Source organism: Actinoplanes sp. TFC3 (assembly GCF_001553785.1).
In the GTDB taxonomy this organism is placed as follows: domain Bacteria; phylum Actinomycetota; class Actinomycetes; order Mycobacteriales; family Micromonosporaceae; genus Actinoplanes.
Map to the genome: position 1 here is coordinate 131,186 of NZ_LOJP01000001.1, position 22,826 is coordinate 154,011.

The window sequence follows — 22,826 nt, forward strand, 5'->3', positions numbered from 1 at the left end:
TCGTGGGCGCGGAGGCCGTACTCGGGGTGGCTACCGGCAGGGGTGCCAGGTCATCGAGGGTGGCTGGGCGTTTCTGGGTGGTGACGGTGTTGCCGGCGGCCGGGGCGGTCGGCGGGGGCCATTCCGGTCGGCTCGCCACTACTTGGGTAGGGGCTTCGTCCTGGCCGGGAGGTTGGGTCTTGGCCTCGTCGCTGGCGGTGGCTTCGTCGCCCTCGGGGGTGAGGAGGGCGGTTGTCTCCGGGTCCGGGGTGTCGGTCTTCGCCGCGGTTCGGGCCTTTGCGAGGGCGTCAGCTTCGGCCAGGGTTTGGGCCTTTGCTGCGATTTCGGTTTTGGCCGGGGCCGCGACGTTGCTTGTCGCGGACGGCTTCTTCGCGGCTGAAGGCTCATCGGTCGCGGGGGTTCCGCTGGCAGTCTCCGCGTTCAAGACCTGCGTCTGGTCGGCAGCCTCCGCGCCGGTAGCCTTCGGTTCCCCGTTTGTCGGAGCGCTCGCAGGCTGCGACTCGTCGCTTGTCGGGGCGTCCGCAGCCGGCGCTTGGTCAGTGGCCAGCGCGTCGGCAGCCGCGGCTCCGGAGGTGGTCCCGCTCGCAGGTGCGGTGGTCCCGCTCGCCGGCTGGTCTGCGCTTTCCGGCTTGGTCAGCGCCTCCTTGGCGGCGGTCGCCGGCTTCGCGATGGCGTCCTTTGCGGCAGACGCCAGCTTGCTCAGCGCGCCCTTCGCCGCAGTGGCCAGCTTGGTCGTCCCGTGGTCCTCCGGGTTCGCCGGTACCGCAGCCGGGCCGTCCTCATCCGGCTTCCCAGCCCCACGCTGACTTCCACTCGGCGCCGCATCTTCAGCGGCATCCGTGGACTCGGCCCCCGCGCCCGTCGCCTCAGCTTCCGCCTGCCCAGCTTCCGACTCGCCAACCTCAGCATCGGGCTTCGCAGCCTCAGCTTCCGCCTTCGCAGGCTCAGCCCCGGGCTTCTCGGCCTCAGCCCCGGGCCCCGCGGCCTCGACCTGCGATTCCCCGGCCGAAGAGGCCGAATCCGATCCCGAGGCCGACTTCACATTCAAGGCCGATGTCCCAGCTTCTACGCCGCCCGATTCGCGGCTCTCCGGACTCTTCGAGGCGGTTGCTGCCGGGGTGGGGGCGGCGGGCATCGGCGCCTCGGTCCCCGTGCTGCTCGGGGAGGGCGCTGCCGTGCCTGCCTCTGGTTCGCCTGTCTCAGCCATGGGGTCCGGATCGGGTTGCGCGGTTGGGGACGCTGCGGGTGTACCGGAAAGTTTGGCGGACCTGGCTTTGCCGCTGTTGGCCGGGGCCTTGCTCGGGGGTGTGTCGGCTGCGGCGGGCGTGGCCGACGGACCGACCGCGTCACCATGCGTCGTCACGGGTAAAGCGTGCCCGATCGATGCATGCCAGACAACAGGTACCCCGGCGGTCGTGACCGGACAGGGACCTTCGACACCTGAGTTGCGCCGAGTCCGCTCAACTTCGACTTGCGGTCTGGTGATCCCGTGGCATCATTGAGTCCGGTCCACTCAACTTGTGGCGACAGACTTACCGAAGTAACGGAAAGCCAAGAAGCGAGGAAGCGAACATGGCACGAGCGGTCGGCATCGACCTCGGCACCACGAACTCCTGCGTCAGCGTTCTGGAAGGAGGCGAGCCCACCGTTATCGCCAACGCGGAGGGCTCCCGGACGACGCCGTCCATCGTCGCCTTCGCGCGCAACGGCGAGGTGCTGGTCGGCGAGGTTGCCAAGCGTCAGGCGGTGACCAACCCCGACCGGACCATCCGTTCGGTCAAGCGTGAGGTCGGCACCAGCTGGTCGGTTGACATCGACAGCAAGAAGTACACCCCGCAGGAGATCTCGGCGCGGGTGCTCATGAAGCTCAAGCGCGACTCCGAGGCATACCTCGGCGAGACCGTGACCGACGCGGTCATCACCGTCCCCGCCTACTTCAACGACGCGCAGCGCCAGGCCACCAAGGAGGCCGGTGAGATCGCGGGATTCAACGTCCTGCGCATCGTCAACGAGCCCACCGCGGCCGCCCTGGCCTACGGCCTCGACAAGGGTTCCAAGGAGCAGACCGTTCTGGTCTTCGACCTTGGCGGCGGCACCTTCGACGTCTCCCTGCTGGAGCTGGGTGACGGCGTCATCGAGGTGAAGTCGACCTCCGGTGACAACCACCTCGGTGGTGACGACTGGGATCAGCGGGTCATCGACCACCTGGTCAAGACGTTCCGCGGCGAGCACGGCATCGACCTGGGCGCCGACAAGATGGCGCTGCAGCGTCTGCGTGAGGCCGCCGAGAAGGCGAAGATCGAGCTCTCGGCCGCCAGCACCACCAGCATCAACCTGCCCTACATCACGGCCGGTCCGGCCGGGCCGCTGCACCTGGACATGACCCTGAGCCGGGCCGAGTTCCAGCGCATGACCCAGGATCTGCTGGACCGCACCAAGGGCCCGTTCGAGCAGGCCATCAAGGACGCCGGCGTCAAGGTTGCCGACGTCGACCACGTCATCCTCGTCGGTGGCTCCACCCGCATGCCCGCCGTGACCGAGCTGGTCAAGTCCATGACCGGCAAGGAGCCCAACAAGGGCGTCAACCCGGACGAGGTCGTGGCCGTCGGTGCCGCCCTGCAGGCCGGTGTGCTCAAGGGTGAGGTCAAGGACGTCCTGCTGCTCGACGTGACCCCGCTGTCGCTGGGCATCGAGACCAAGGGCGGCATCTTCACCAAGCTCATCGAGCGCAACACCACGATCCCGACCAAGCGCTCCGAGGTCTTCACCACGGCGGACGACAACCAGCCGTCGGTGCTGATCCAGGTGTTCCAGGGCGAGCGTGAGATCGCGGCTTACAACAAGAAGCTCGGCACCTTCGAGCTGACCGGCCTGCCGCCGGCGCCGCGCAACGTCCCGCAGATCGAGGTCACGTTCGACATCGACGCCAACGGCATCGTGAACGTGCACGCCAAGGACCTCGGCACCGGCAAGGAGCAGAAGATGACGATCACCGGCGGCTCCGCGCTGCCGAAGGACGACATCGAGCGCATGATGCGCGACGCTCAGGACCACGCCGACGAGGACAAGCAGCGCAAGGACGACGCGGAGACGCGCAACCTCGCCGAGCAGCTGCAGTGGCAGACCGAGAAGTTCCTCGCCGAGAGCGGCGACAAGCTTCCCGAGGAGTCGCGCAACCAGATCAGCGAGGCGCTGGGCGACCTGCGTGGCGCGCTGGGTGGCAGCGACATCGAGAAGATCAAGACCGCGCACGAGAAGCTGGCCTCGGTTTCCCAGCAGGCCGGTTCGCTCCTGTACTCCCAGCAGGGTGGCGAGGGCGAGCAGGGTGCTCCCGGCCCGGACGGCGCAGCCGGCGCCGCCGGCGGCCCGGGTGCCGGCCCGAACGCCGGTCCGAACGCGGGCCCCAACCCGGGTGCGCAGGCCGGTGGCGCTGACGACGTCGTGGACGCCGAGATCGTCGAGGACGACAAGAAGTGAGCCGCGCGGACGACGAGAACGACGGTCAGGCGACCGAGCGCGTCGTCATCCGCGATCGCCGCAAGATCGACGTGAAGGGTAAGGACACGGTGACCAAGGAGGCCGACGAGGCCCAGGACGCCAAGCAGCCCGCCGATTCGACGGAGCTCAAGGGTGGCGCACACCGCGCCGCCGAGGAGCCGGAAGAGGGCGCGGCGGCTGCGCCGGGGCTCGGTGCCGAGCTCGAGGCCCTGCGCGGTGAGCTGGAGGACCGCACCCGCGACCTGCAGCGCGTCACGGCCGAATATGCGAACTACCGTAAGCGGGTCGATCGTGACCGCAGCGCGGCGGCCGAGCAGACCACCGGTGCGGTGCTCACCGCTCTGCTGCCGGTGCTCGACGACATCGACCGGGCCCGCGAGCACGGTGATCTGGTAGGACCGTTCGCCAGCGTCGCCGAGGCGCTGGCCGCGGTGACCGGCAAGCTGGGTCTCGTCGCGTTCGGCGAGAAGGGCGACCCGTTCGACCCCACCCGGCACGAGGCAGTCGCCCACCTGACGTCGCCCGACGTCACGGAGACCGCCTGCGTCGAGGTCATGCGCCGCGGGTACACCCTGGGCGAGCGGCTGTTGCGGCCCGCCATGGTCGCGGTTGCCGACCCCGAGTGACGAGCGCCTGTCCCGCCCACCGCACGGTGGGCGGGACTTCCGCACCGGGCGAAAAGACTCTCGTGAGGAGGTGGGCTGAGTGAGTTCGAAGGACTGGCTGGAGAAGGACTTCTACGCCGTGCTCGGGGTGGGCAAGTCCGCCTCCGCCGACGAGATCAAGAAGGCATACCGGAAGCTGGCCCGGGAGAACCACCCGGACCACAACCCCGGGAACAAGGACGCCGAGGAACGGTTCAAGGCCGCATCCGAGGCGTACGACGTGCTGTCCGACGATCGCAAGCGCAAAGAGTACGACGAAATGCGCTCGCTGTTCGGCTCGGGCGCGTTCCGGCGAGGGGCCCGGACCGGTGGCGGCTCGCAGTTCGACCCGTCCGACCTGTTCGGCGGGTTCAGCGGGGCCGGTGCCGGCGGTGGTGCGGGCGGAGCCGGTGATCGCCGTTTCGGTGGTGCCGGGTTCTCTGACATCTTCAGCTCGATCTTCTCGGGAGGCACCGGTGGTCCCGGTCCCCGGCGTGGCCCGCAGCGCGGTCGCGACGTCGAGGCCGAGGTCACGCTCGATTTCGCCCACGCGGTGCAGGGCACCACGTTGCCGCTGACGCTGCGTTCACCGGGCGTCTGCGACAGCTGCCACGGCAACGGCGCCAAGCCCGGCACCCAGCCGCGCACCTGCCCGCAGTGCCACGGCTCCGGGCTGATCTCGCGCAACCAGGGGTCGTTCAGCTTCTCCGAGCCCTGCCGTGAGTGTCAGGGCGCCGGTTCCATCGTGGACGAGAAGTGCCCGGAGTGCCGGGGCACGGGCGGGGTCACCAAGAACCGCACGATCAACGTCCGCTTCCCGGCCGGGGTCGGCGACGGTCAGCGGATCCGGCTCAGCGGCCGGGGCGAACCGGGCGAGAAGGGCGGTCCCGCCGGCGACCTGTACGTACAGGTCAAGGTCCGGCCGGATGACCTGTTCGGGCGTAACGGCGACGACATCACGCTCACTGTGCCGATCACCATCGCGGAGGCGGTGCTCGGTACGGACCTGCGGGTGCCCACGCTGGACAGCCCGGTCACGCTGCGGGTGCCCCCGGGCACGCCCAGCGGACGGACTTTGCGCGCCCGGGGCAAGGGTGTGCAGCGCCGCGACGGCCGGGTCGGCGATCTGCTGGTCACCCTCGAGGTGCAGGTCCCGTCGGGGGTCAGCGGCGAGGCGCGCGACGCGCTGGAACAGTTCGCCAAGCTCACACCGACTGCCGAACGAGCAAAGCTGGAAGCGCGGCTCCGCCGGGGATAATGGCGGTCAGGAATCCGCAGGAGGAGGTGGCACATGTACGAAGAGGTAAGCATCTCAGTGGAGCAGGCCTCCGATGCGAAGGTTCTGATCATCTCGGTCGCCGCCAAGCTGGCCGGGATGCACCCGCAGACCCTGCGCCAGTACGACCGGCTCGGCCTGGTGCAACCTGGCCGGGCCGGTGGCGGCGGTCGCCGGTACAGCGAACGCGACGTGGCCCTGCTGCGCGAGGTGCAGAAACTGAGCCAGGAGGAAGGCGTCAACCTGGCCGGCATCAAGCGGATCATCGGCCTTGAGCAGCTCGTGGGTGAGCTGCAGGAACGGGTCGCGCAGATGGAGGCGCAGCTTGACGCGGCCTACCGGCGCGTGGCCGAGCTGGAAACCATGGTGACCTATCCGGGCCGTGACCTGGTGCGTCAGGAACGCCCGTCGACGGCCCTGGTGGTCTGGCGCCCCCGCCGCCCTGGCGAGAGATGAGACGCGCGGCCGGGGGCTAGGGCGTTCGAGGAGCCGTTTGCTCGGAGACTTCGGGCAGGTAGAGCAGGGTGTAGCCGATGGCCTGACGGAAGGCGTACTCGAGCTGAGCGGCGGGCCAGCGCAGCCACTTCTGCTCGCCGGGGGTGATGGCTCGGTTGTCGCTGTGCCGCATGGTCGAGACGAGCAGCCAGTTCCTGGTCACGGTGGCGAGGCACATGGTGGCTGGGTTGCCGGTTTTTTCGCGTACCTCACCCCAGGCATCCCAGGCACGGTCGTTGTCCGGGAACGAGATGACCTCGAACTGTACGACCGTGTCGCTGTCGGTGGTGGTGAACTCGAACTCGGCCGTGTGCAGGCAGCCGTCGAACCGGTCGTGGCAGCCGCGGGAGTCGGTGGCAGAGGTACGGGTGAGAATGTCGTCTTGAACTCGTACCGTGGGCTGGGGAAAGACTTGGATCGTCGTCAGGTAGCCCGGCAAGTCTTCGGCCCGCAGGCACGCGAAAGTGCCCCCGGCGATGATGGGCAGCAGCGCAGCGGCAACCACGACCTGGCGCTTGGCCGAGAAGATGGCGCAGGCGATCAGCACCGCAGCGATGGCTGCCTGCGACCCGAAGCCCCACAGCATGCCGTGCGCGAAAGCCTTGGAGCCGGCCCCTCGGATCATCTCGCCGAGGTCAGGGCCGTGCCTTCCGGGAAGGAACGCGAGAGCCGCGACAGACAGCAGAGCCCCGCCCGTGCCCAAGCCAACACGCGCGACCGGCGTCAGGCGGCGGAACCACGCACCCGCCAGCAGCCCGTAAAGCGCCGGCGTCAACGTCATCAGCCACCCAGCGAAAGCCATCCCCGGACCCGCGCATCCCGTGGCTGAGCAGGCAGCCGTCACGGTCGCCGTGCGGAACTTCTCGTCGAAGCCCGACACCTTCATGACGGTGGCGGCGACGATCACCAGGATGACCGCAGCCACCAGCCATCTGGCTGAGCGATTCATACGTGGCGACATCGCCTACCGAGGGTAGAAGATCATCGCCAGTCGTCAGCGGCCGAAACCCAGTCGTCAGCGGCGGAACAGGGCCAGCCGGCGCGGGTACCGGGTCAAGCCGCCCTCGATCCAGTCGCGGTACTCGAACAGCTCGGGGCGGGTCATCAGGACGCGGCAGTTGTGCGCCCAGATCGCCATCGGCTCGTCGCCGACTTCCTCGGCACGCTCGACGAACTTCTTCAGCCGGCGTTTGCGTTGCGAGGATGCGTTCGGGCGTACGCCGTCGGCCGCGTAGATGTACATGCAGTGCTGGGCGAACCGCCGCGCCGGGCACTGCCGGTCCATCGCCAGTTCGAACAGCGTGGACGCCAGCACGTCACCCGAGATGAGCAGGTCCCAGTCGGGCGGCATGGAATCCAGCGGTACGGCTTCCGGGTGGTACGCCCAGGCCTGCAACTCTTCGGGGCGGGGGTCGACCGGGTTGGCAAATCCCGCGAACGTCGATTCACGCACGGTCACGACGCCGCCTCAGCAGCACGCTTGATCATCGCCGTCCTCCTCGGCAGCTCGGTGTCCGCGGCAACACGCTCAGTTCCCCCACACAGCTGAGCGTGGCGCTGGGCACCGGCAGAATCACGATGTGTGCGGCGTCACGGTAGCGCGTCCCGATCGCCGGGCGGAAGTGATCTCCCCTCACTTTCAGATACTGGGCGGTAGCTTTGAGCTGCTCGAACGTTGTGCTGGTCAGTCGGTTGCGGGCAGGGCCTCGGCCGGTCGGCGAAGTGCCATGCGTTTACGGATGAACTTCTTGAACCAGGTGTAGTCGGGCAGGCGTGCCAGCAGCGGTCCGCTGACCACCGTGATCAGCACATATGCGGTGGCCAGCGGGGCCAACTCGGGTTCGACCCCGGAGGCGACGGCGAGCCCGGCGATGACGATCGAGAACTCCCCCCGCGGCATCAGGGCCAGCCCGGCCCGCACCTGACCAGGCAGAGCAATACCGCTGCGCCGAGCCGCCAGCACACCGGTCGCCACCTTGGTGAGCATCGTCAGCACGGCCAGGCCGAGCGCCGGCAACAGCACCGGAGGCATGGCCGCCGGATCCGTGGACAGACCGAAGAACACAAAGAACACAGCAGCAAACAAATCCCGCAAAGGCGACAGCATCTGTACGGCGGAATGCGCGACCTGCCCCGACAACGCGATGCCCACCAGGAACGCACCCACAGCCGCCGACACGTTCAGCTCGGCGGCCACCCCGGCGACGAACAAGGTCAAACCCAGCACGCTCAACAGCAGTGCCTCGGCATCCTTGACGGACATGAACCTTGAGATCGCGTGGCCGTACCGGATGGCCGCGACCAGCACCGCAATCACCGTGACCACCGCGACCGCCAGGGCCTTCACGCCGCCCGCCAACCCCACGCCGGCCAGCACCGCGGTGACCAGGGGCAGGTAGAACGCCATCGCCAGGTCCTCGATGACCAGCACGGACAGGATCACCGGGGTCTCGCGGTTACCGAGCCGGCCCAGGTCGGCCAGCACCTTGGCGATCACGCCGGACGAGGAGACCCAGGTGATGCCGGCCAGCACCAGCGCCGCTTCCCACCCCCAGCCGAGCAGGAACGCGAACGCGGCTCCCGGCAGCGCATTGAGCACGCCGTCGATGACTCCGGCGGGGGCGGCGGCGCGCAGGTTGCCGACCAGCTCGGTGGCCGAATACTCCAGGCCGAGCATGACCAGCAGCAGGATGACACCGATCTCCGCGCCAACGGAGATGAACTCCTCGCTGGCTGACAGCGGGATGAAGCCGCCATGGCCGAACGCGAGCCCGGCGAGCAGGTAGAGCGGGATGGGTGAGAGGCCGATGCGCCGGCCCAGCCGGCCCAGCATGCCCAGCGCGAACAGGAGCGCGCCGACCTCGATGAGCAGGATCGTCGTGCTGTGCACCCGGTAGCCCTCTAGTCGTCGTGGTCGCCGGCCAGGATGGCGGTGACGCCGTCCAGGCCCTGCCGGGTGCCAACGGCCACCACCACGTCGTTCGCGTCGAACACGAACGAGGGCAGGGGCGAGGCGATCACCTCACGCTCGCGCAGCACCGCCACGATCGAGGCGCTGGTGCGCGTGCGGGCGCGGGTGTCACCCAGCTTGCGGCCCACAAACGGCGAACCGGCGGGCAGCGCGATCTGCTCGGTGAGCAGCCCGGCCGCCTGCTGGCGCAGCCCGGAGAGCTGGCCCAGCATGAGCGACGCGCCGAGTACGTCGGCCAGGGCCTCCGCCTCGTCGTCGGTAAGCGGTATCGAGGCCAGGCACGAGTCGGGGTCGTCCACGTCGTAGAGGACCAGGTCGCGACGGCCGTTGCGGTGCGAGACGACGCCGACGGTACGCCCCGACGAGGTCACCAGGTCGTGCCGGACACCGATGCCAGGAAGTGGAGTCTGCTCTACCCGTACGCGCACGCCTTCCACGGTAACGGATCTCTCAAGAAGCCCTGCTCACCCGCTCCGTACGGATGGCGAAGAGCAGCACCATGCCGGCCACGCACAGCGCCGTGCAGAGCCAGTACGCCAGGCGGTATCCGAAGTGCTGAGCCAGCCCGAACAGCGGACCGGAGAGCATCGCGCCCAGCGGGAACGAGTTGGTGAACAGCGTGGTGGCCTGCCCGGGGTGCCGGGGCAACATCTCCTGCATGTACGAGATCCCGAGCCCGGAGACCGCCGAGATGAACACCGCGTTGAGCACCTGACCGCCGAAGAGCAACCCCACGGTGGGCGTGACCGCGGCGAGGGCGTAGTACACGATTCCGCACACCGAGCCGATGAACAGCAGCACCCTTACGGACACCCGTACGGACAGGGCACCCAGGGCCAGCATGAACGGGATCTCCAGGGCCGCGCACAGGCCGAGGACCAGGCCGGCCTGCTTGACGTTGCCGTCGAGTTCGGTATCGATGAACAGCGGCAACGCTTGCACGGCGAGGGTCAGCGGGGTCTGCAGCAGGGCGAAGGCCCCCGCAGTCAGCAGCAGGACCCAGCGCGGTGTTTCCAGCGTGTCGGAGGCGGGCGTGTCCCCGGGTTCCGCCGCCGCGGGGGCGGGTACCTCGCCGAGCCAGCGGAGCCCGATGATCGCGGCGACGGCGTACATGGCTGCGGCGGTGCCGTACACCCAGGTGAAGCCGCCGCTGGCCAGGATGAACGCGGCCAGCGCCGGGCCGGCCACCCAGGCCAGGGAGAACACCGTACGCAAGCCACTGATGCCGAGCGCCATCTTGTCCGGCGCATCGCGTTCGAGCACTTGACGGGCGTACGCGAAGCTTTGCGGGAAGAGGCAGTTGGCAATTGCCACAGACGTCACGGTCAGGCCGAGCAGAATCCAGTAGTCGCGGATGAAGGCCGCCAGGCCGCAGCCGATCATGCCGGAGATCCCGCCGATGATCAGCAGCAGCCGCCGGATGGGCAGGCGGTCGGAGAGCCGGCCGATCAGCGTGGTGACCACGACGCCGGCCAGCGGCGATGCGACCAGGAAGGCGGTCACCTTGAGCGGGCCGGCCTGGACTTCGGTGCTCAGGAACAGCGAGAGGAACGGGTAGACCAGGGCGGTCGAGATGCCCACCGACAGGAAGACCAGACCGAGCGGAACGAGGGCGCGAGCAAGGTGCGGCTGTCGCCGTGAGGTCTGCACTGTCACTCCCGCACGCTACGGGCCGCGCTGCGACGTTGCCCACCGGAATTTGGTGCGCTGGAGTCGTCGACTTAGAGTTGAGTGGAATACGCTCAAGTCTCGGGTTGCTTGCATCCAGTGGAAAACTCGATCAGGGGAGCTCATGAACGCCGAACGCCTTACCACCAAGAGCCGCGACGTCATCACCGGTGCGGTGGCCGACGCCAACCAGCGTGGGCACGCGACCGTGGAGCCGTGGCATCTTCTCCTCTCGCTGCTCGACACCGGTGGTTCGACCGCCCCGGCGCTGCTGCGTGCGGTCGGCGCCAACCCCGCTGATGTGCGGCGCGCCGCCGTGCGAGCGGTTGAGCAACAGCCGTCGGCCCGCGGTTCGAGCACCGCGGAGCCGAGTTTGTCCCGCGAGTTCGTCAACGCCATCGGCGAGGCCGAGCTGATCGCCACGCCGCTGGGCGACGAGTACGTGTCCACCGAGCACCTGCTGGCCGGGCTGGCCCGGGTCGGCGGCGCCGTCGGCAAGGTGCTGCGCGACGTCGGCGCCACCGAGGAGACGCTGGTCGCGGCGTTCCCGTCGGTGCGCGGAGGCGAGCGGCGGGTGACCAACCAGGATCCCGAGCAGACCTACAAGGCGCTGGAGAAGTACAGCGTCGACCTCACCGCCCTGGCGCGTGACGGCAAGATCGACCCGGTGATCGGGCGCGATGCCGAGATCCGCCGGGTGATCCAGGTGCTCTCCCGGCGTACCAAGAACAACCCGGTCTTGATCGGAGAGCCCGGCGTCGGCAAGACCGCGATCGTGGAGGGCCTCGCGCAGCGCATCATCGCCGGTGACGTCCCCGAGACGCTGCGCGACAAGAAGCTGGTGTCGCTGGATCTCGGCGCGATGGTGGCCGGCGCGCAATACCGTGGCCAGTTCGAGGAGCGGCTCAAGAGCGTGCTGGAGGAGATCCGCAACTCCAACGGCCAGGTCGTCACGTTCCTCGACGAGCTGCACACCGTCGTCGGCGCCGGCAAGGGCGAGGGTTCGATGGACGCCGGCAACATGCTCAAGCCGATGCTGGCCCGCGGCGAGCTGCGCATGGTCGGCGCGACCACCCTTGACGAATACCGCGAGCACATCGAAAAGGACCCCGCCCTCGAACGCCGGTTCCAGCCGGTGGTCGTCGGCGAACCCACGGTCGAGGACACGATCGGCATCCTGCGCGGGCTCAAGGGCCGTTACGAGGCCCACCACCGGGTCCAGATCACCGACGCCGCCCTGGTCGCGGCGGCGGCGCTGTCCGACCGCTACATCAGCGACCGGTTCCTGCCGGACAAGGCCATCGACCTGATCGACGAGGCCGCCTCCCGGCTGCGCATGGAGATCGACTCCCGCCCGGTCGAGCTCGACCAGTTGCAGCGCCAAGTTGACCGGATGCGCGTGGAGAAGCTCGCGCTGGAGAAGGAGACCGACCCCGCGTCGATCGCCCGCCTCGAGCGCCTCGACCGCGACCTGGCCGACCGCGAGGAGGAGCTGACCGCCCTCAACGCTCGGTGGGAACGCGAGCGCGGCGGCCTCAACCGCGTCGGTGAGCTGAAGAAGAAGCTCGACGAGACCCGCGCCGAGTTGGAACGCGCCCAGCGCGACGCCGACTGGGAAAAGGCCTCCCGCCTGCAATATCAGGAGATCCCGGCGCTCGAAGCCGAGATCCAGACCGCAGCGGCCGCGGAGAGCGACGAGAAGGCCGAGCCGCCGATGGTCAAGGAAGAGGTCGGCGCTGACGACATCGCCGAGGTGATCGCGTCCTGGACCGGCATCCCGGCCGGCCGGATGATGGAGGGCGAGACCGCCAAGCTGCTGCGCATGGAGGAGTCGCTGCAGGCCAAGGTGGTCGGTCAGCCCCATGCCGTAGCGGCCGTTTCCGGAGCGGTACGCCGGGCGCGCGCCGGTGTGGCCGACCCGGACCGGCCCACGGGCAGCTTCCTGTTCCTCGGCCCCACCGGTGTTGGCAAAACCGAGCTGGCCAAGGCGCTGGCCGGGTTCCTCTTCGACGACGAACGCGCCATGGTCCGCATCGACATGAGTGAGTACGGCGAGAAGCACTCGGTTGCCCGGCTCGTCGGTGCCCCGCCCGGGTACGTCGGATATGAGGAAGGCGGCCAGCTCACCGAGGCGGTGCGGCGGCGTCCGTACAGCGTGGTGCTGCTCGACGAAGTGGAGAAGGCCCACCCCGACGTGTTCGACGTGCTGCTGCAGGTGCTCGATGACGGGCGGCTCACCGATGGACAGGGCCGCACTGTGGACTTCCGCAACGCCATCCTGGTGCTGACCTCCAACCTCGGGTCGTCGGTCATCTCCGACTTCACGATGAGCGAGGAGGAGCGGCGCGAGGAAGTGATGGCCACTGTCCGCGGGCACTTCAAGCCCGAATTCCTCAACCGCCTCGACGACATCGTGGTGTTCCAGGCGCTGACCGCGCAGGATCTCTCGGCCATCGTGGACATTCAGCTCGACCGGCTGCGCACCCGTCTGGCCGAGCGCCGGCTCAGCCTCGAGGTCACCGAGCCGGCCGTGCAGTGGCTGGGCGAGCACGGTTACGACCCGATCTACGGCGCCCGGCCGCTGCGCCGGCTGGTCCAGTCCGCGATCGGCGACTCGCTGGCCAAGGCGCTGCTTGCCGGCGACATCGTCGACGGCGACACGGTTGTCGTGGACCTCAACGACGCCAAGGACGGGCTGAAAGTCTCCGCATAAGCAAACGGCCCCGGCGTCTGCCGGGGCCGTTCTCTCAGCTCGCCTTTGCCTCCCGCTGCCGGTAGGCGTGGGTCATCAGGATGTCCGTGAAGGCGTGCTCGCCGTCCTCGGACCAGATCCGGATGCCGTCGCGGTGAAGTTGATACCGGACGTCCTCGTAGCGGGTGCTGGTGTCGTCATGGTGCACGACGGTCAGGGTGTCTGCGTGTGGCATGGGACTCACCGGTCCTTAACAGGTCTGGGGCGGCCGCGGCGTGGTCACGCGGCCGGCGCAATCGGGATGGGGCCCGGATCCGGTCTGCCTCGGCCCCAGCGGTGGGGCGGCGACTCGGATGGGCACAGGGCGTCACCACGGGTTTCGGTTGCCTGCGGCGCGCCACGAGATGGAAGTTTATGGGTCGCTATCGACTTCTGTCGCCCCCTGAACGAGCGACCTATATCCTCCAAATTAATGCTACTTCGGGCGATAGTGCCACATCCTGCGACTCTGCGTCCGGTGGTCCGCCCATTTGGTGCCCTTCGGTGCCGCGTGCGGATCCGGTGGCTTGGCGGCCACCCGATACCGTGAGCGGATCAAGGATGGGAGCACCGATGTATCCGGGGACGCCACCGACCGCACCACCTGCACGCCCAAGCGTGGTAACCATCTCGTCGTACCTGCTCTATCTGGCCGCCACAGCGTCGCTGATCGCGGCCTTGCTGGCGCTGACCACCATCTCCACGGTCCAGGACGTCTACGGCGAGTACAACACCACGACCAATGGCAGCACCCTCAAGACCCTGGCCGTCGCCGCCATCGTGGGCAGCCTCGCGATCAACGTCTTGTTCTCGGCGGGCCTGGTCATCCTGGCCATCTTCAACAACCGGGGCCGGCAGGGCTCGCGCATCACCACCTGGGTGATCGGCGGCATCTTCCTCTGCTGCAGCGGCTTCGGGCTGCTCGGCAATGCCGCTACCCGCGGCATGAACCTCGAGACCGACACCTCGGGACCCAGCCAGTCCGAGATCGAGAGTCGCCTGTCGGCCGAGCTTCCCGGCTGGTACGGCGGCGTGACCACAACGCTGACGGTGCTCGTGGTGCTGGCCCTGCTCGGGGCGCTGATCCTGCTCGCGCTCCCGGCCGCCAACAACTACTTCCGCAAGCCTCAGGGATCCTGGAACCCGGCAATGCCGTACCCGGGATACCCGCCGCAGTACCCCTATCCTTCCGCGCCGCAGTACCCCCAGCACCCGCAGCAGCCCCAGCACCCGCAGCACCCACCGGCTGCTGATCCTTGGAGCGCGCCGCCGCCGCAGCAGAGCGCGCCGCCGCCTCAGCAGGGCCAGGACCGGCCGCCGACAGATCCCATCTGACACAGCTAGATCACGCGCCGCCGGGTAAGCCCGGCGGCGCGTGCCGTGTCCGGGTAGGTTCGGGCGCAACGGAACAGCCGGGAGACGCCCATGTCGTACGCAGTCCAGCCGCCTGCCGCAGCCGCGCCTCAGCCCGCGTCGCCACCGGCTGAGCAATCACCCAGGCCGGCCACGGTCAGCTTCGCAACCCTGCTGCTGCTCGTCATGGCGGTAGCCGGCCTCGGCTACGCGGTAGCCACCCTGATCATCGCCCCCGGCACGGTCAGCCGCTTCCGCGCCGCAGCCGGCACCTCGGGCACCACCGACAACTTCGTCACGGTCATCTGGATCGGCGCAGCCGTCGGTGCGGTGGTCGCGATCCTGCTCTTCGCCTTGTACGTGGTGCTCGCCATGGGTCTGCGCCGCGGCAGCAACGCCGTTCGCATCGCCACCCTCGTGGTGTGCGCCCTCGGCCTGCTTGCCGGCTTGGCCTCCACGATCACCGTTGCCCTGCAACGCAGCGGCGACTCCACTCCGGGTACGACCGGGGCCGCGCTCGGGGACGCGTACCCGGGAGCCTGGATTCCGCTCAATGTCGCGGTCTCCATCGCCCAGATGTTCGGGTACGTGGTGGTCGGGGTGCTGCTGCTGATGGCACCGCGGGCGTTCTTCGGACGGGCACCCAAGGCGCTGCCGCCGGATCCGTTCGCTGCTCCAAGCTCTTCGGGTGGGGGACTGGGTGCTTATGGGCCGGGTGCGGGTGGGCAGCCGGCTTTTGGGCAGCCTGGTTACGGGCAAGCCGGTTACGGGCAAGCCGGTTACGGGCAGGCCGGTTACGGGCAGGCGGGGTTTGGGCTGCCGACTTTTCCGGCGCCTGATTACGGGCAGCCGGGACTGGGCGCTCAGCCCACCTACGGCGCTCCTTATCCCTCGCCGTCTCCAGCCGAAGCTGCCGGCGAGGCGAGTCCTTGGGCTCCGCCGCGCCCGACCGTCCCCTCGGCTCCGATTGGGCCGGAGACTTCTTTACCCGAGACACCCGCCACATCGAGCAACGCTGAAATGAAAACCTCGGCACCTGTCGCAAACTCGACTCCAGAAACACGGGAAGCTCCCGTAACCCCCGAGTCGTCGCCGGCGTCCGAAGAACGGCCGGAGCTTTAACTCAGCATTTTCCAAGACCGGGCAGAACTCTCAGCTTTTTCCAAGGGAACCGAATTCACTTTCTGGCCAAGTTCACGAAGTTGTCTTCGCCCCCGTCCGCAGAGTCGTCTTGGCCCCCATTTCGGACGGTCGGCCCCCGAGTGGCTGTCGACTCCGGAGAGTGACGGTGCCCCGACCGTGCATCGATCTTTCTCTTTCCCGGCCGCGTCCATGATCACGATGTGACGCAAACGGCGCCCGCCCCCGTTATCTGGCACGCTCAAGAGGTGTATCCGGCCTGTTGGCGGGGGACATCACATCGACGGGCGTGGGTCACCCGAACGGGTATCGTTGGGCGCCATCACGGCCTTCTCGTTCGCTGAGTGGGCGGCGTTTCCCATTGGACGGGCACAAGTGCAGGAGTGACATCGGTGTCAGCGCGTGGTCGTTCGATGACCTCCGTTGTGCCGTACCCCCAGAAGTGAGGCCGTTACAGGCGCTTTGAGCTGCATCTATGCGTAGTCTGAACCGGTTCTTCCAGATGTCTCAGTTAACATTATTTCCGGTTACTCATGGGTTTAGGCCTGCGTCAATAGTTCCTTTACGCCCCGGCAGGGCAGAACGTTCCAGTTTCCAGACAGCCAGTACTCTCGATGTCATGGAAGCGCATCACGACCTGCGTGAATTCATCACTGAATTGCCCGTCGCGCAGCGTTATGCCGTGCTTTCATCGGGTCGAGATGCTGACTGTGGCGCCGTCCCGCACCGAGTGGTGGTGGGGGACAGGAACGTTCCAGCGACCGGGCGGACGCTGGGTGGTCACCGTACTGATCGCGACATCGAAATGTGGGACGGCTCACTCCAGGGGCGGGGATCGAGCACCTCTACGGCGATGGGCAGCGACCAGAAGGCGCCTGAGGCGTTGCAGGAGGCAGAGACCGAAGTCGGTGTAGGCGAAATGGTCGATCGGGGTGCGGACGCTGCCGCGCGGGGTGCCGGACAGGCGTCGCCGATCAACCTCTCGTTCGACCGTCTTCGGCCTTATGGCCCGAAAGTCAGCCGGTTCGTTCCTGCACATATGCAGGAGAATCGATGCAGTTGGTGGAAGGATGGAGATCGTGGGAACTGCGTTGGCGGAAATGACAATGCCTCAGATCTCGCCGCTAGCCGGCGAGCCTATTGAACGAGCCGATGCCGAGCGTCTGGCCGGAGTGCTGAAGGCACTCGCGGACCCCGCACGGCTTCGGTTGCTCAGCCTGATTCAGTCCGCAACGGACGGCGAGGCGTGTGTTTGCGACCTCACCGCCCCGCTCGGGCTGTCCCAGCCGACCGTGAGCCACCACCTGCGGATCCTCACCGAGGCGGGTCTGCTGGAGCGCGAGAAGCGTGGTGTGTGGGCGTACTACCGGCTGGTGCCGACCGCGATCGCAACCATCGCGGACCTGCTCACGCCGCCGCGCAAGCGCGCCACGAAGAAGGCTCGCTGAGCACCGCGCGGGTCTCGCAAGAGCCCGCGCGGGCCAGGTAAGCACGGGGATTCGCACGGCAAGACGGACGGCAAGGAGCCCGCTCACGCACCGAGCGGGCCCGGGCAGAGCACATGCGCGTGAGGACGGGCTGCGCGGCTCTGACCGGGCCTAGCGGTGCGCGATCGAGGCGCCGCCTGCCGGACGAGCAATAGCCCGAGCGGTCGGGACGCTCGCCAGAGGGATCGGGCAGCGGCCGGATGGATCGGGACGCCCGTGGGATTGGGACCGCTCGAATCGCGAGGTTCGGTTGAGAGGGCGGGCCGGCCCAGGCGATCGGTTTGAGGTGACGGAAGTAGGCCGGGCTGAGCGATCGGTTCGGCGCGATGTGGCAATGCTCACGTGGCTGGCGGGCCGCGCGGAGCAGCCGACTTTGGGCGACCGGGTCGGAAGAGGTCAGGCCGGGATCGGTGGCGTTTCAGCGCAGCCGTGATCGGCGCGCAAGAAGTGGCCTGGCGTCACACACGGGTTGAGCCGGTGACGCCAGGCGGGAACCCTCGCCGGATGTGCGGCGGTAAGGGCTCCGCGAGCGCATACTCCAGCTCAAGCCAGCGCGAAGCCGAAGTCAAAGCCCGAGCCTGACGCCCAAGCTGTACCCCTAAGCGGAATGCCGAGGCCGATGATTCCGCGGCCCCTCGTCCTCATCCCGATCCGCGAACTCCTCGGCAATCCCCGCGACCGTAGCCGCGGCAACAACCCCAATAGCCGCAGCCGGCGTGGCGTCCTCCGCCGGGCGACCCTCCGCCAGGGCGCGCTTCTTGGCCTTACGCTCGCGCAGCATCTCGATGAGGATCGGCAGGATCGAGATGAGCACGATGACGAAGACGACCGGCAGGATGTAGTGGTCGATTTTGTCGCCGATGGCGTCGTAGATCTGCTGGGCCAGCAGGTAGCCGATCAGCAGGACGCCGTCGCACCAGAGGATGGCGCCGACCACGTTCCAGAGGAGGAATTGGCGGGCCGGCATGCCCAGGGTGCCCGCTACCGGGTTGAGGAACGTGCGCACGATCGGGATGAAGCGGGCCAGGACCACGGCCTTGGCCGGGCCGAACTTCTCGAAGTAGTACTCCGCTTTTTCCACGTATTCGCGCTTGAACAGTTTGCTGTCCGAGCGGTCGAACATGCGGCGGCCGTACTTGGCGCCGAGCAGGTGGCCTAGCTGGGCGCCGATGATGGCGCACAGCGGCGCACCGATCAACAGACCGGTAAGGGAGATCCGCGTGCCGTCGCCGAAGATTGAGTCGGCGACGGGCGACGCGGCTACGCCGGCCAGGAACAGCAGGGAGTCCCCGGGGAAGAAGAAGCCGACCAGCAGGCCGGTTTCCGCGAAGAGAATCGCCCAGACCCCGATGAGCCCGAAGGTCTGCAGCAGATCCTTCGCGTTCAACGGGTTGAGGGCGAGCTGTTCGGTCAGCGCATGAAGCTCCACGGGAGGAAGGGTACCGGTCCTTCCCAAAGCGACAGCTGTACGAATGCTATGGATTACAACCGAGGGTCCACCGGCTCGGACTCGGCAGCCAGGATCGCGAAGACGAGCTCGTGCACCCGCCACAGCGCGGCACCTTCGGCCAGCCGGTCGAGGGCGGCCAGCCCCAAGCCATGTTCGCGCAGGGCGAGCCCCCGCTTGCGGCCCAGGTTGCGCTGGCGCAGACGTTCGAGCTGTTCAGGACGGGTGTACTCGGGTCCGTAGATGATCCGCAGGTACTCCCGGCCCCGGCATTTCACCCCCGGCTGAACGAGCCGGCCCTTCGCGTCGGTGGCGCCCAGGCCGGCGTACGGCTTGACGACCATGCCCTCGCCGCCACCCGCAGTGAGATCGAGCCACCACTGGGTTGCCGCCTGCTCGGCCGCCGGATCGCTCAGATCGACCACCATCCGCCGGGTGGGCGTGAAGAGTGTCCGGTCGGCTTCCACCAGTTTGTCGGCGATGCCGAGGTGCCAGCCGTGGTCCTTGTCCTTATGGCTGACCCCCGGCGCCGCGAGCACCGCGAACGGCGCGATCGTGACCTCGGCCGGCTGAGCGTAAATACGGTAAGAATCGGAAAAGTCTGAAACCTCCTGGGAACGCAGAGCGAGGCGATCATGGAGAGCCGCAACATCAAGCCCGCGCGCGGAAGCTCGCTCAACAACTGACAGGGCAGCGGGCAAAGCCGCCCGGCCAGCAGCACCAACCGAGGCATACCGCTCCCGGATCAACCCACCGGCCTTGGCCGACCAGGGCAGAAGCTCCGTGTCGAGCAGCAACCCCCCCTCATCAAGCACGCCCGCCGAAACCGCAGCAGCCCGCACCCGATCCAGCAAGGCGTCATTACGAGCAGAATCGAAGAACGGCCGGCCGGTACGAGTCCAGATCGCATCCCCCGAACCATCCCGCGACACCCGTACGACCGCCCGGGACCCCATGTGCTTCTCCTCGCACACCACCGTCGTCACCCCGGCCCCGCGCATGTCGGCGAACGCGGTCGACGGGTGTTCCAGGTAGCCCTCGACCGAAGCCGTCGAGCAGGGCGCCATGGTCGGCGGCAGCCACACCAGGGTCCGCGGGTCGAGCGCGAACCGGCTCATCACCTCCAGCGCGGCTGCCGCATTCTCGGCGGCAACCGTGGTGCGGCCGTACCCGTAATCGAGGTGTCGCCTTCCGGTCACGTCGGCCAGATCGAGGCTGTCGTCCGGGCGTGGTTCCGCAGGCACGAGCGGGCGGGCCGGGGCGTAGTACTCCTTGGCGGCGGGCACCGAGACGAGTTCGCGGGACGGCCAGCGCAGCGCCGTCAGCTTGCCGCCGAACACGCATCCGGTGTCCAGACAGATCGTGTTGTTGATCCACTCCGGGACCGGCGTGGGCGTGTGGCCGTAGACGACCGCCGCTGAGCCGCGGTAGTCGCGGGCCCACGGGTAGCGCACCGGAAGTCCGTATTCGTCGGTTTCGCCAGTGGTTCCGCCGTAGAGCGCGAACGAGCGCACCCGCCCCGACGCGCGCCCGTGGTAGGGCTCCTTGAGCCCGGCGTGCGCGACTACGAGCCGGCCATCGTCGAGCACGTAGTGGCTGACCAGGCCATCTATGAACGTACGGACGTCCTGAACGAACTCCGGGGTCTGTTCCTCCAACTGGGCGAGCGTTTCCGGCAGTCCATGGGTGAGCTGCACGGTGCGGCCGTTGAGTTTGCGGGCGAGCTTCTGCTCGTGGTTGCCGGGAACGCAAAGCGCGGTGCCGGCTTTGACCATCCCCATCACAAGGCGCAACACGCCCGGGGAATCGGGGCCACGGTCGACCAGGTCACCAACGAACACCGCGGTGCGGCCCTCCGGGTGGACGGCATTGTCGGCGGTCACGGCGTAACCGAGCGTGGTTAGCAGCTCGACCAGTTCGGCGTGGCAGCCGTGCACGTCGCCGATGATGTCGAACGGGCCGGTGAGTTCGCGCTTGTCGTTGAACAGCTTCTCGTAGCGGAACGTGGCCCCGGCGATCTCGTCCGGCCCGCGCAGCACGTGCACCTTGCGGAAGCCCTCGCGGGCCAGCTGACCGAGGGATCGTCGCAGGTCACGGTGCATTCGGGTGAGAACCTGACGGCCGAACGTACGGTCCGGGCGCCCCTGGGTGCGCTCCCAGGCGAGTGCCTCGGGCACGTCGAGCACGATCGCCACCGGCAACACGTCGTGCTCGCGGGCGACCTTGACCAGGCCGGCGCGGGCATGCGACTGCAGGTTGGTGGCGTCGACGACGGTCAGCCGGCCCGCCTTGAGGCGCTTGCCGGCTACGTAGTGCAACACGTCGAACGCGTCGGCCGAGGCGGACTGGTCGTTCTCGTCGTCGGCCACGAGCCCACGGAAGTAGTCCGAGGAGAGCACCTGAGTAGGCGCGAAGTGGTCGCGCGCGAACGTCGATTTGCCGGACCCGGAGATGCCAACGAGCGCCACCAGGGCGAGTTCGGGGATGTCGATCATGAGTCCTCCCTGGTGAAGACGGCCATCTGGGTCGGCGATCCCAGCGATTCATCCGATTCGCCCACGCCGTGCAACGCAACGCGGTAGCCGTGAGCCGCCGCTGTCCGATCTGCCCAAGCGCTGAAGTCGGCCCGTGACCACTCGAAACGATGGTCGCTGTGCCGCATACCGGTCAGCCCCTCATAAAGCACGTTGTACTCGGCATTTGGCGTGGTCACGATGACCGTAGCGGGCCGGGCATGACCGAACACGGACTCCTCCAGAGCCGGCAGCCGGGGCAGGTCGACATGCTCGATGACCTCCATCAGCACCGCCGCGTCAAAGCCTTTCAACCGGTCATCGCGGTACGTCAAAGCCGACTGCCACACCTTGATCCGCCCCTGCTGGCGCTCCGGGAGCCGGTCGAGATGCAGCCGCTTGTGGGCCAGATCGAGTGCCCGGGACGACACGTCGGTGCCGACGATCTCGGTGTATCGCTTGTCCTTGAGCAGCGCGCCGAGCAGGGCACCCCCGCCGCACCCGAGGTCGAGTACCCGCGTGGCCCCGGAGTCGGCGAGTGCGGCCAGGACTGCGTCGCGGCGCTGCTCGGCGAGGGGCTGCTTACGTACGACAGGCAGCTCTGCCTCTTCGTCCGGAGCCGCGTCCTCAGCGACGTCCACTGTGTCGGACCTGTCCGGTGTCAGCTGGTCCAGCGCCGACGCGGCCAGCGAACGCCGGTGAGCAAGGTAGCGCCGGGCGATCAGCACCTTCGCCGGGTGATCGGCCAGCCACCCCGACCCCGCGCGCAGCAACTTGTCGATCTCGTCCGGCGCCACCCAGTAGTGCTTCGCGTCGTCCAGCACCGGCAGCAGCACGTACAAGTGGTTGAGCGCGTCGGCCAGTCGCAGTGTCCCGGTCAGCGTCAGGTCGACGTACACGCTGTTGCCGGCGAGCGGGTGGTCGTCGGGCACGTCGTCCAGCGGGATCGGGCGCGCGGTGGCCGTCCAGCCCAGCGGCTCGAACAGCTCCGCCGGGTCACCCTTGCACCGCAGCACCGGCACGTGGATCTCCAGCGGGATCGGCGTACCGGCCAGCTCCGGACGGTCCCGGGACTCGCCGCGCAACGCACTGCGGAACACCTTCGCCAGCGCGCTCGCCAACAGACTCGAAGCCGCGTACGGACGATCGTTGACAAACTGCCCCAGCGTGAACGAATCCGGTGCCGCCTGCTGACGACCGCCACCCAGCCGCTGCGGATCCACCTCGAGCAGCAACGCCGCGGTGCACCGATCGTCGGCCGCGTCCGGGAAGAGGACGTGCGCCGTACCGGTGGGAACGTCGAAAGCGTGGGTCCGATCGGGATGCTTGACCAGCAGGTAACCGAGATCGGTCGCTGGCCGATGGGTGGTTGTCACGGTGAGCAGCACGCGCCGATGATGTCAGCCCCCAGCCAGCCCCGGCGACCGATTTGACGCGCGCATCCGTCCGTCCCAGCGATCGGTCACCGCCATCGAGCAGGAACTACGGGCAGCCTTTGAGTGGCGTGCCGGTGAGCGGATAACGGGGTGATTACCGCGGCTTTCCTGGCCTGGGTAATACTTCCTGCTGGAGGACAGCCCGGTCCCGTCCCAAAGATCAAGGA

General features: G+C 68.2%; 19 protein-coding genes. 9 read left to right on the top strand and 10 right to left on the bottom strand.

Annotated elements, in window-relative coordinates; genetic code table 11:
- The coding region (locus TFC3_RS38945; RefSeq protein ID WP_236717912.1) for a hypothetical protein at nucleotides 1–424 on the bottom strand (424 nt) is incomplete at its 3' end.
- Nucleotides 425–1,572: 1,148 nt separating this feature from the next.
- Here TFC3_RS38945 and dnaK point away from each other — a divergent pair.
- The 4 genes from dnaK (at nucleotide 1,573) to TFC3_RS00605 (ending at nucleotide 5,874) form a co-directional block, all read left to right on the top strand.
- Nucleotides 1,573–3,477 (top strand): molecular chaperone DnaK, encoded by a 1,905-nt coding sequence (gene dnaK / locus TFC3_RS00590; protein ID WP_067494093.1) that lies wholly within the window; start codon nucleotides 1,573–1,575, stop codon nucleotides 3,475–3,477.
- Nucleotides 3,474–4,124 carry a nucleotide exchange factor GrpE gene (grpE, locus tag TFC3_RS00595; RefSeq protein ID WP_067494095.1) on the top strand — a complete coding sequence of 217 codons (651 nt, stop codon included), beginning with the start codon at nucleotides 3,474–3,476 and terminating at the stop codon, nucleotides 4,122–4,124. The genes dnaK and grpE overlap by 4 nt, the downstream gene beginning before the upstream one ends.
- A 79-nt stretch (nucleotides 4,125–4,203) precedes the next feature.
- Complete coding sequence (dnaJ, locus tag TFC3_RS00600; RefSeq protein ID WP_067494098.1) at nucleotides 4,204–5,400, top strand: molecular chaperone DnaJ; 1,197 nt, start codon at nucleotides 4,204–4,206, stop codon at nucleotides 5,398–5,400.
- 33 nt (nucleotides 5,401–5,433) lie between these two features.
- Complete coding sequence (locus TFC3_RS00605; RefSeq protein WP_067494102.1) at nucleotides 5,434–5,874, top strand: heat shock protein transcriptional repressor HspR; 441 nt, start codon at nucleotides 5,434–5,436, stop codon at nucleotides 5,872–5,874.
- 16 nt (nucleotides 5,875–5,890) lie between these two features.
- Here TFC3_RS00605 and TFC3_RS00610 read toward each other — a convergent pair whose 3' ends face one another.
- The 5 genes from TFC3_RS00610 to TFC3_RS00630 all read right to left on the bottom strand — a co-directional run bounded on the left by TFC3_RS00610 (nucleotide 5,891) and on the right by TFC3_RS00630 (nucleotide 10,540).
- A complete protein-coding gene (locus TFC3_RS00610) occupies nucleotides 5,891–6,838 on the bottom strand; it encodes a hypothetical protein (RefSeq protein ID WP_153040047.1) in 948 nt (315 codons plus the stop codon).
- A 90-nt stretch (nucleotides 6,839–6,928) separates the two neighbouring features.
- Nucleotides 6,929–7,372: a hypothetical protein gene (locus TFC3_RS00615; protein ID WP_067494110.1), complete on the bottom strand. Its 444-nt coding sequence runs from the start codon at nucleotides 7,370–7,372 to the stop codon at nucleotides 6,929–6,931.
- Between the two features lie 225 nt (nucleotides 7,373–7,597).
- On the bottom strand, nucleotides 7,598–8,803 hold the full coding sequence (locus TFC3_RS00620) for a cation:proton antiporter (RefSeq protein WP_067494113.1): 1,206 nt from the start codon (nucleotides 8,801–8,803) through the stop codon (nucleotides 7,598–7,600).
- Between the two features lie 11 nt (nucleotides 8,804–8,814).
- Complete coding sequence (locus tag TFC3_RS00625; protein WP_067505648.1) at nucleotides 8,815–9,312, bottom strand: cation:proton antiporter regulatory subunit; 498 nt, start codon at nucleotides 9,310–9,312, stop codon at nucleotides 8,815–8,817.
- Between the two features lie 22 nt (nucleotides 9,313–9,334).
- On the bottom strand, nucleotides 9,335–10,540 hold the full coding sequence (locus tag TFC3_RS00630) for a sugar efflux transporter (RefSeq protein WP_067494116.1): 1,206 nt from the start codon (nucleotides 10,538–10,540) through the stop codon (nucleotides 9,335–9,337).
- Nucleotides 10,541–10,676: 136 nt separating this feature from the next.
- Between TFC3_RS00630 and clpB the strand changes: the two genes are divergently transcribed.
- Nucleotides 10,677–13,265 carry an ATP-dependent chaperone ClpB gene (gene clpB, locus TFC3_RS00635; RefSeq protein ID WP_067494119.1) on the top strand — a complete coding sequence of 863 codons (2,589 nt, stop codon included), beginning with the start codon at nucleotides 10,677–10,679 and terminating at the stop codon, nucleotides 13,263–13,265.
- Nucleotides 13,266–13,299: 34 nt separating this feature from the next.
- Here the strand turns inward: clpB and TFC3_RS00640 are convergent, their stop codons facing one another.
- Nucleotides 13,300–13,479 carry a hypothetical protein gene (locus tag TFC3_RS00640; RefSeq protein ID WP_067494122.1) on the bottom strand — a complete coding sequence of 60 codons (180 nt, stop codon included), beginning with the start codon at nucleotides 13,477–13,479 and terminating at the stop codon, nucleotides 13,300–13,302.
- Between the two features lie 422 nt (nucleotides 13,480–13,901).
- Between TFC3_RS00640 and TFC3_RS00645 the strand changes: the two genes are divergently transcribed.
- The 4 genes from TFC3_RS00645 (at nucleotide 13,902) to TFC3_RS00655 (ending at nucleotide 17,224) form a co-directional block, all read left to right on the top strand.
- A complete protein-coding gene (locus tag TFC3_RS00645) occupies nucleotides 13,902–14,618 on the top strand; it encodes a hypothetical protein (RefSeq protein ID WP_082771790.1) in 717 nt (238 codons plus the stop codon).
- A 90-nt stretch (nucleotides 14,619–14,708) separates the two neighbouring features.
- Nucleotides 14,709–15,758 (top strand): hypothetical protein, encoded by a 1,050-nt coding sequence (locus TFC3_RS00650; protein WP_067494131.1) that lies wholly within the window; start codon nucleotides 14,709–14,711, stop codon nucleotides 15,756–15,758.
- Nucleotides 15,759–16,395: 637 nt separating this feature from the next.
- A complete protein-coding gene (locus TFC3_RS38445) occupies nucleotides 16,396–16,920 on the top strand; it encodes a hypothetical protein (protein ID WP_173745274.1) in 525 nt (174 codons plus the stop codon).
- A complete protein-coding gene (locus TFC3_RS00655; RefSeq protein ID WP_014440216.1) occupies nucleotides 16,847–17,224 on the top strand; it encodes a helix-turn-helix transcriptional regulator in 378 nt (125 codons plus the stop codon). The genes TFC3_RS38445 and TFC3_RS00655 overlap by 74 nt, the downstream gene beginning before the upstream one ends.
- A 637-nt stretch (nucleotides 17,225–17,861) precedes the next feature.
- On the opposite strand, the gene TFC3_RS00660 is transcribed toward TFC3_RS00655, so the two are convergent.
- The 3 genes from TFC3_RS00660 to TFC3_RS00670 are packed head-to-tail and all read right to left on the bottom strand — an operon-like array spanning nucleotide 17,862 to nucleotide 22,611.
- Nucleotides 17,862–18,692 carry a DedA family protein gene (locus tag TFC3_RS00660; RefSeq protein WP_067494133.1) on the bottom strand — a complete coding sequence of 277 codons (831 nt, stop codon included), beginning with the start codon at nucleotides 18,690–18,692 and terminating at the stop codon, nucleotides 17,862–17,864.
- Between the two features lie 53 nt (nucleotides 18,693–18,745).
- The gene (locus TFC3_RS00665) at nucleotides 18,746–21,205 is read right to left on the bottom strand and encodes a polynucleotide kinase-phosphatase (protein WP_067494135.1); all 2,460 of its coding nucleotides are present in this window, start codon (nucleotides 21,203–21,205) and stop codon (nucleotides 18,746–18,748) included.
- Nucleotides 21,202–22,611 carry a 3' terminal RNA ribose 2'-O-methyltransferase Hen1 gene (locus tag TFC3_RS00670; protein ID WP_067494136.1) on the bottom strand — a complete coding sequence of 470 codons (1,410 nt, stop codon included), beginning with the start codon at nucleotides 22,609–22,611 and terminating at the stop codon, nucleotides 21,202–21,204. The genes TFC3_RS00665 and TFC3_RS00670 overlap by 4 nt, the downstream gene beginning before the upstream one ends.
- Nucleotides 22,612–22,826 lie beyond the last annotated feature (215 nt).

Coding starts and splice junctions, on each gene's coding strand:
- dnaK (WP_067494093.1), top strand. CDS start 1,573: ATGGCACGAGCGGTCGGCATCGACCTCGGCACCACGAACTCCTGCGTC.
- TFC3_RS00605 (WP_067494102.1), top strand. CDS start 5,434: ATGTACGAAGAGGTAAGCATCTCAGTGGAGCAGGCCTCCGATGCGAAG.
- clpB (WP_067494119.1), top strand. CDS start 10,677: ATGAACGCCGAACGCCTTACCACCAAGAGCCGCGACGTCATCACCGGT.
- TFC3_RS00640 (WP_067494122.1), bottom strand. CDS start 13,479: ATGCCACACGCAGACACCCTGACCGTCGTGCACCATGACGACACCAGC.
- TFC3_RS00650 (WP_067494131.1), top strand. CDS start 14,709: ATGTCGTACGCAGTCCAGCCGCCTGCCGCAGCCGCGCCTCAGCCCGCG.
- TFC3_RS38445 (WP_173745274.1), top strand. CDS start 16,396: ATGGAAGCGCATCACGACCTGCGTGAATTCATCACTGAATTGCCCGTC.
- TFC3_RS00655 (WP_014440216.1), top strand. CDS start 16,847: ATGGAGATCGTGGGAACTGCGTTGGCGGAAATGACAATGCCTCAGATC.
- TFC3_RS00665 (WP_067494135.1), bottom strand. CDS start 21,205: ATGATCGACATCCCCGAACTCGCCCTGGTGGCGCTCGTTGGCATCTCC.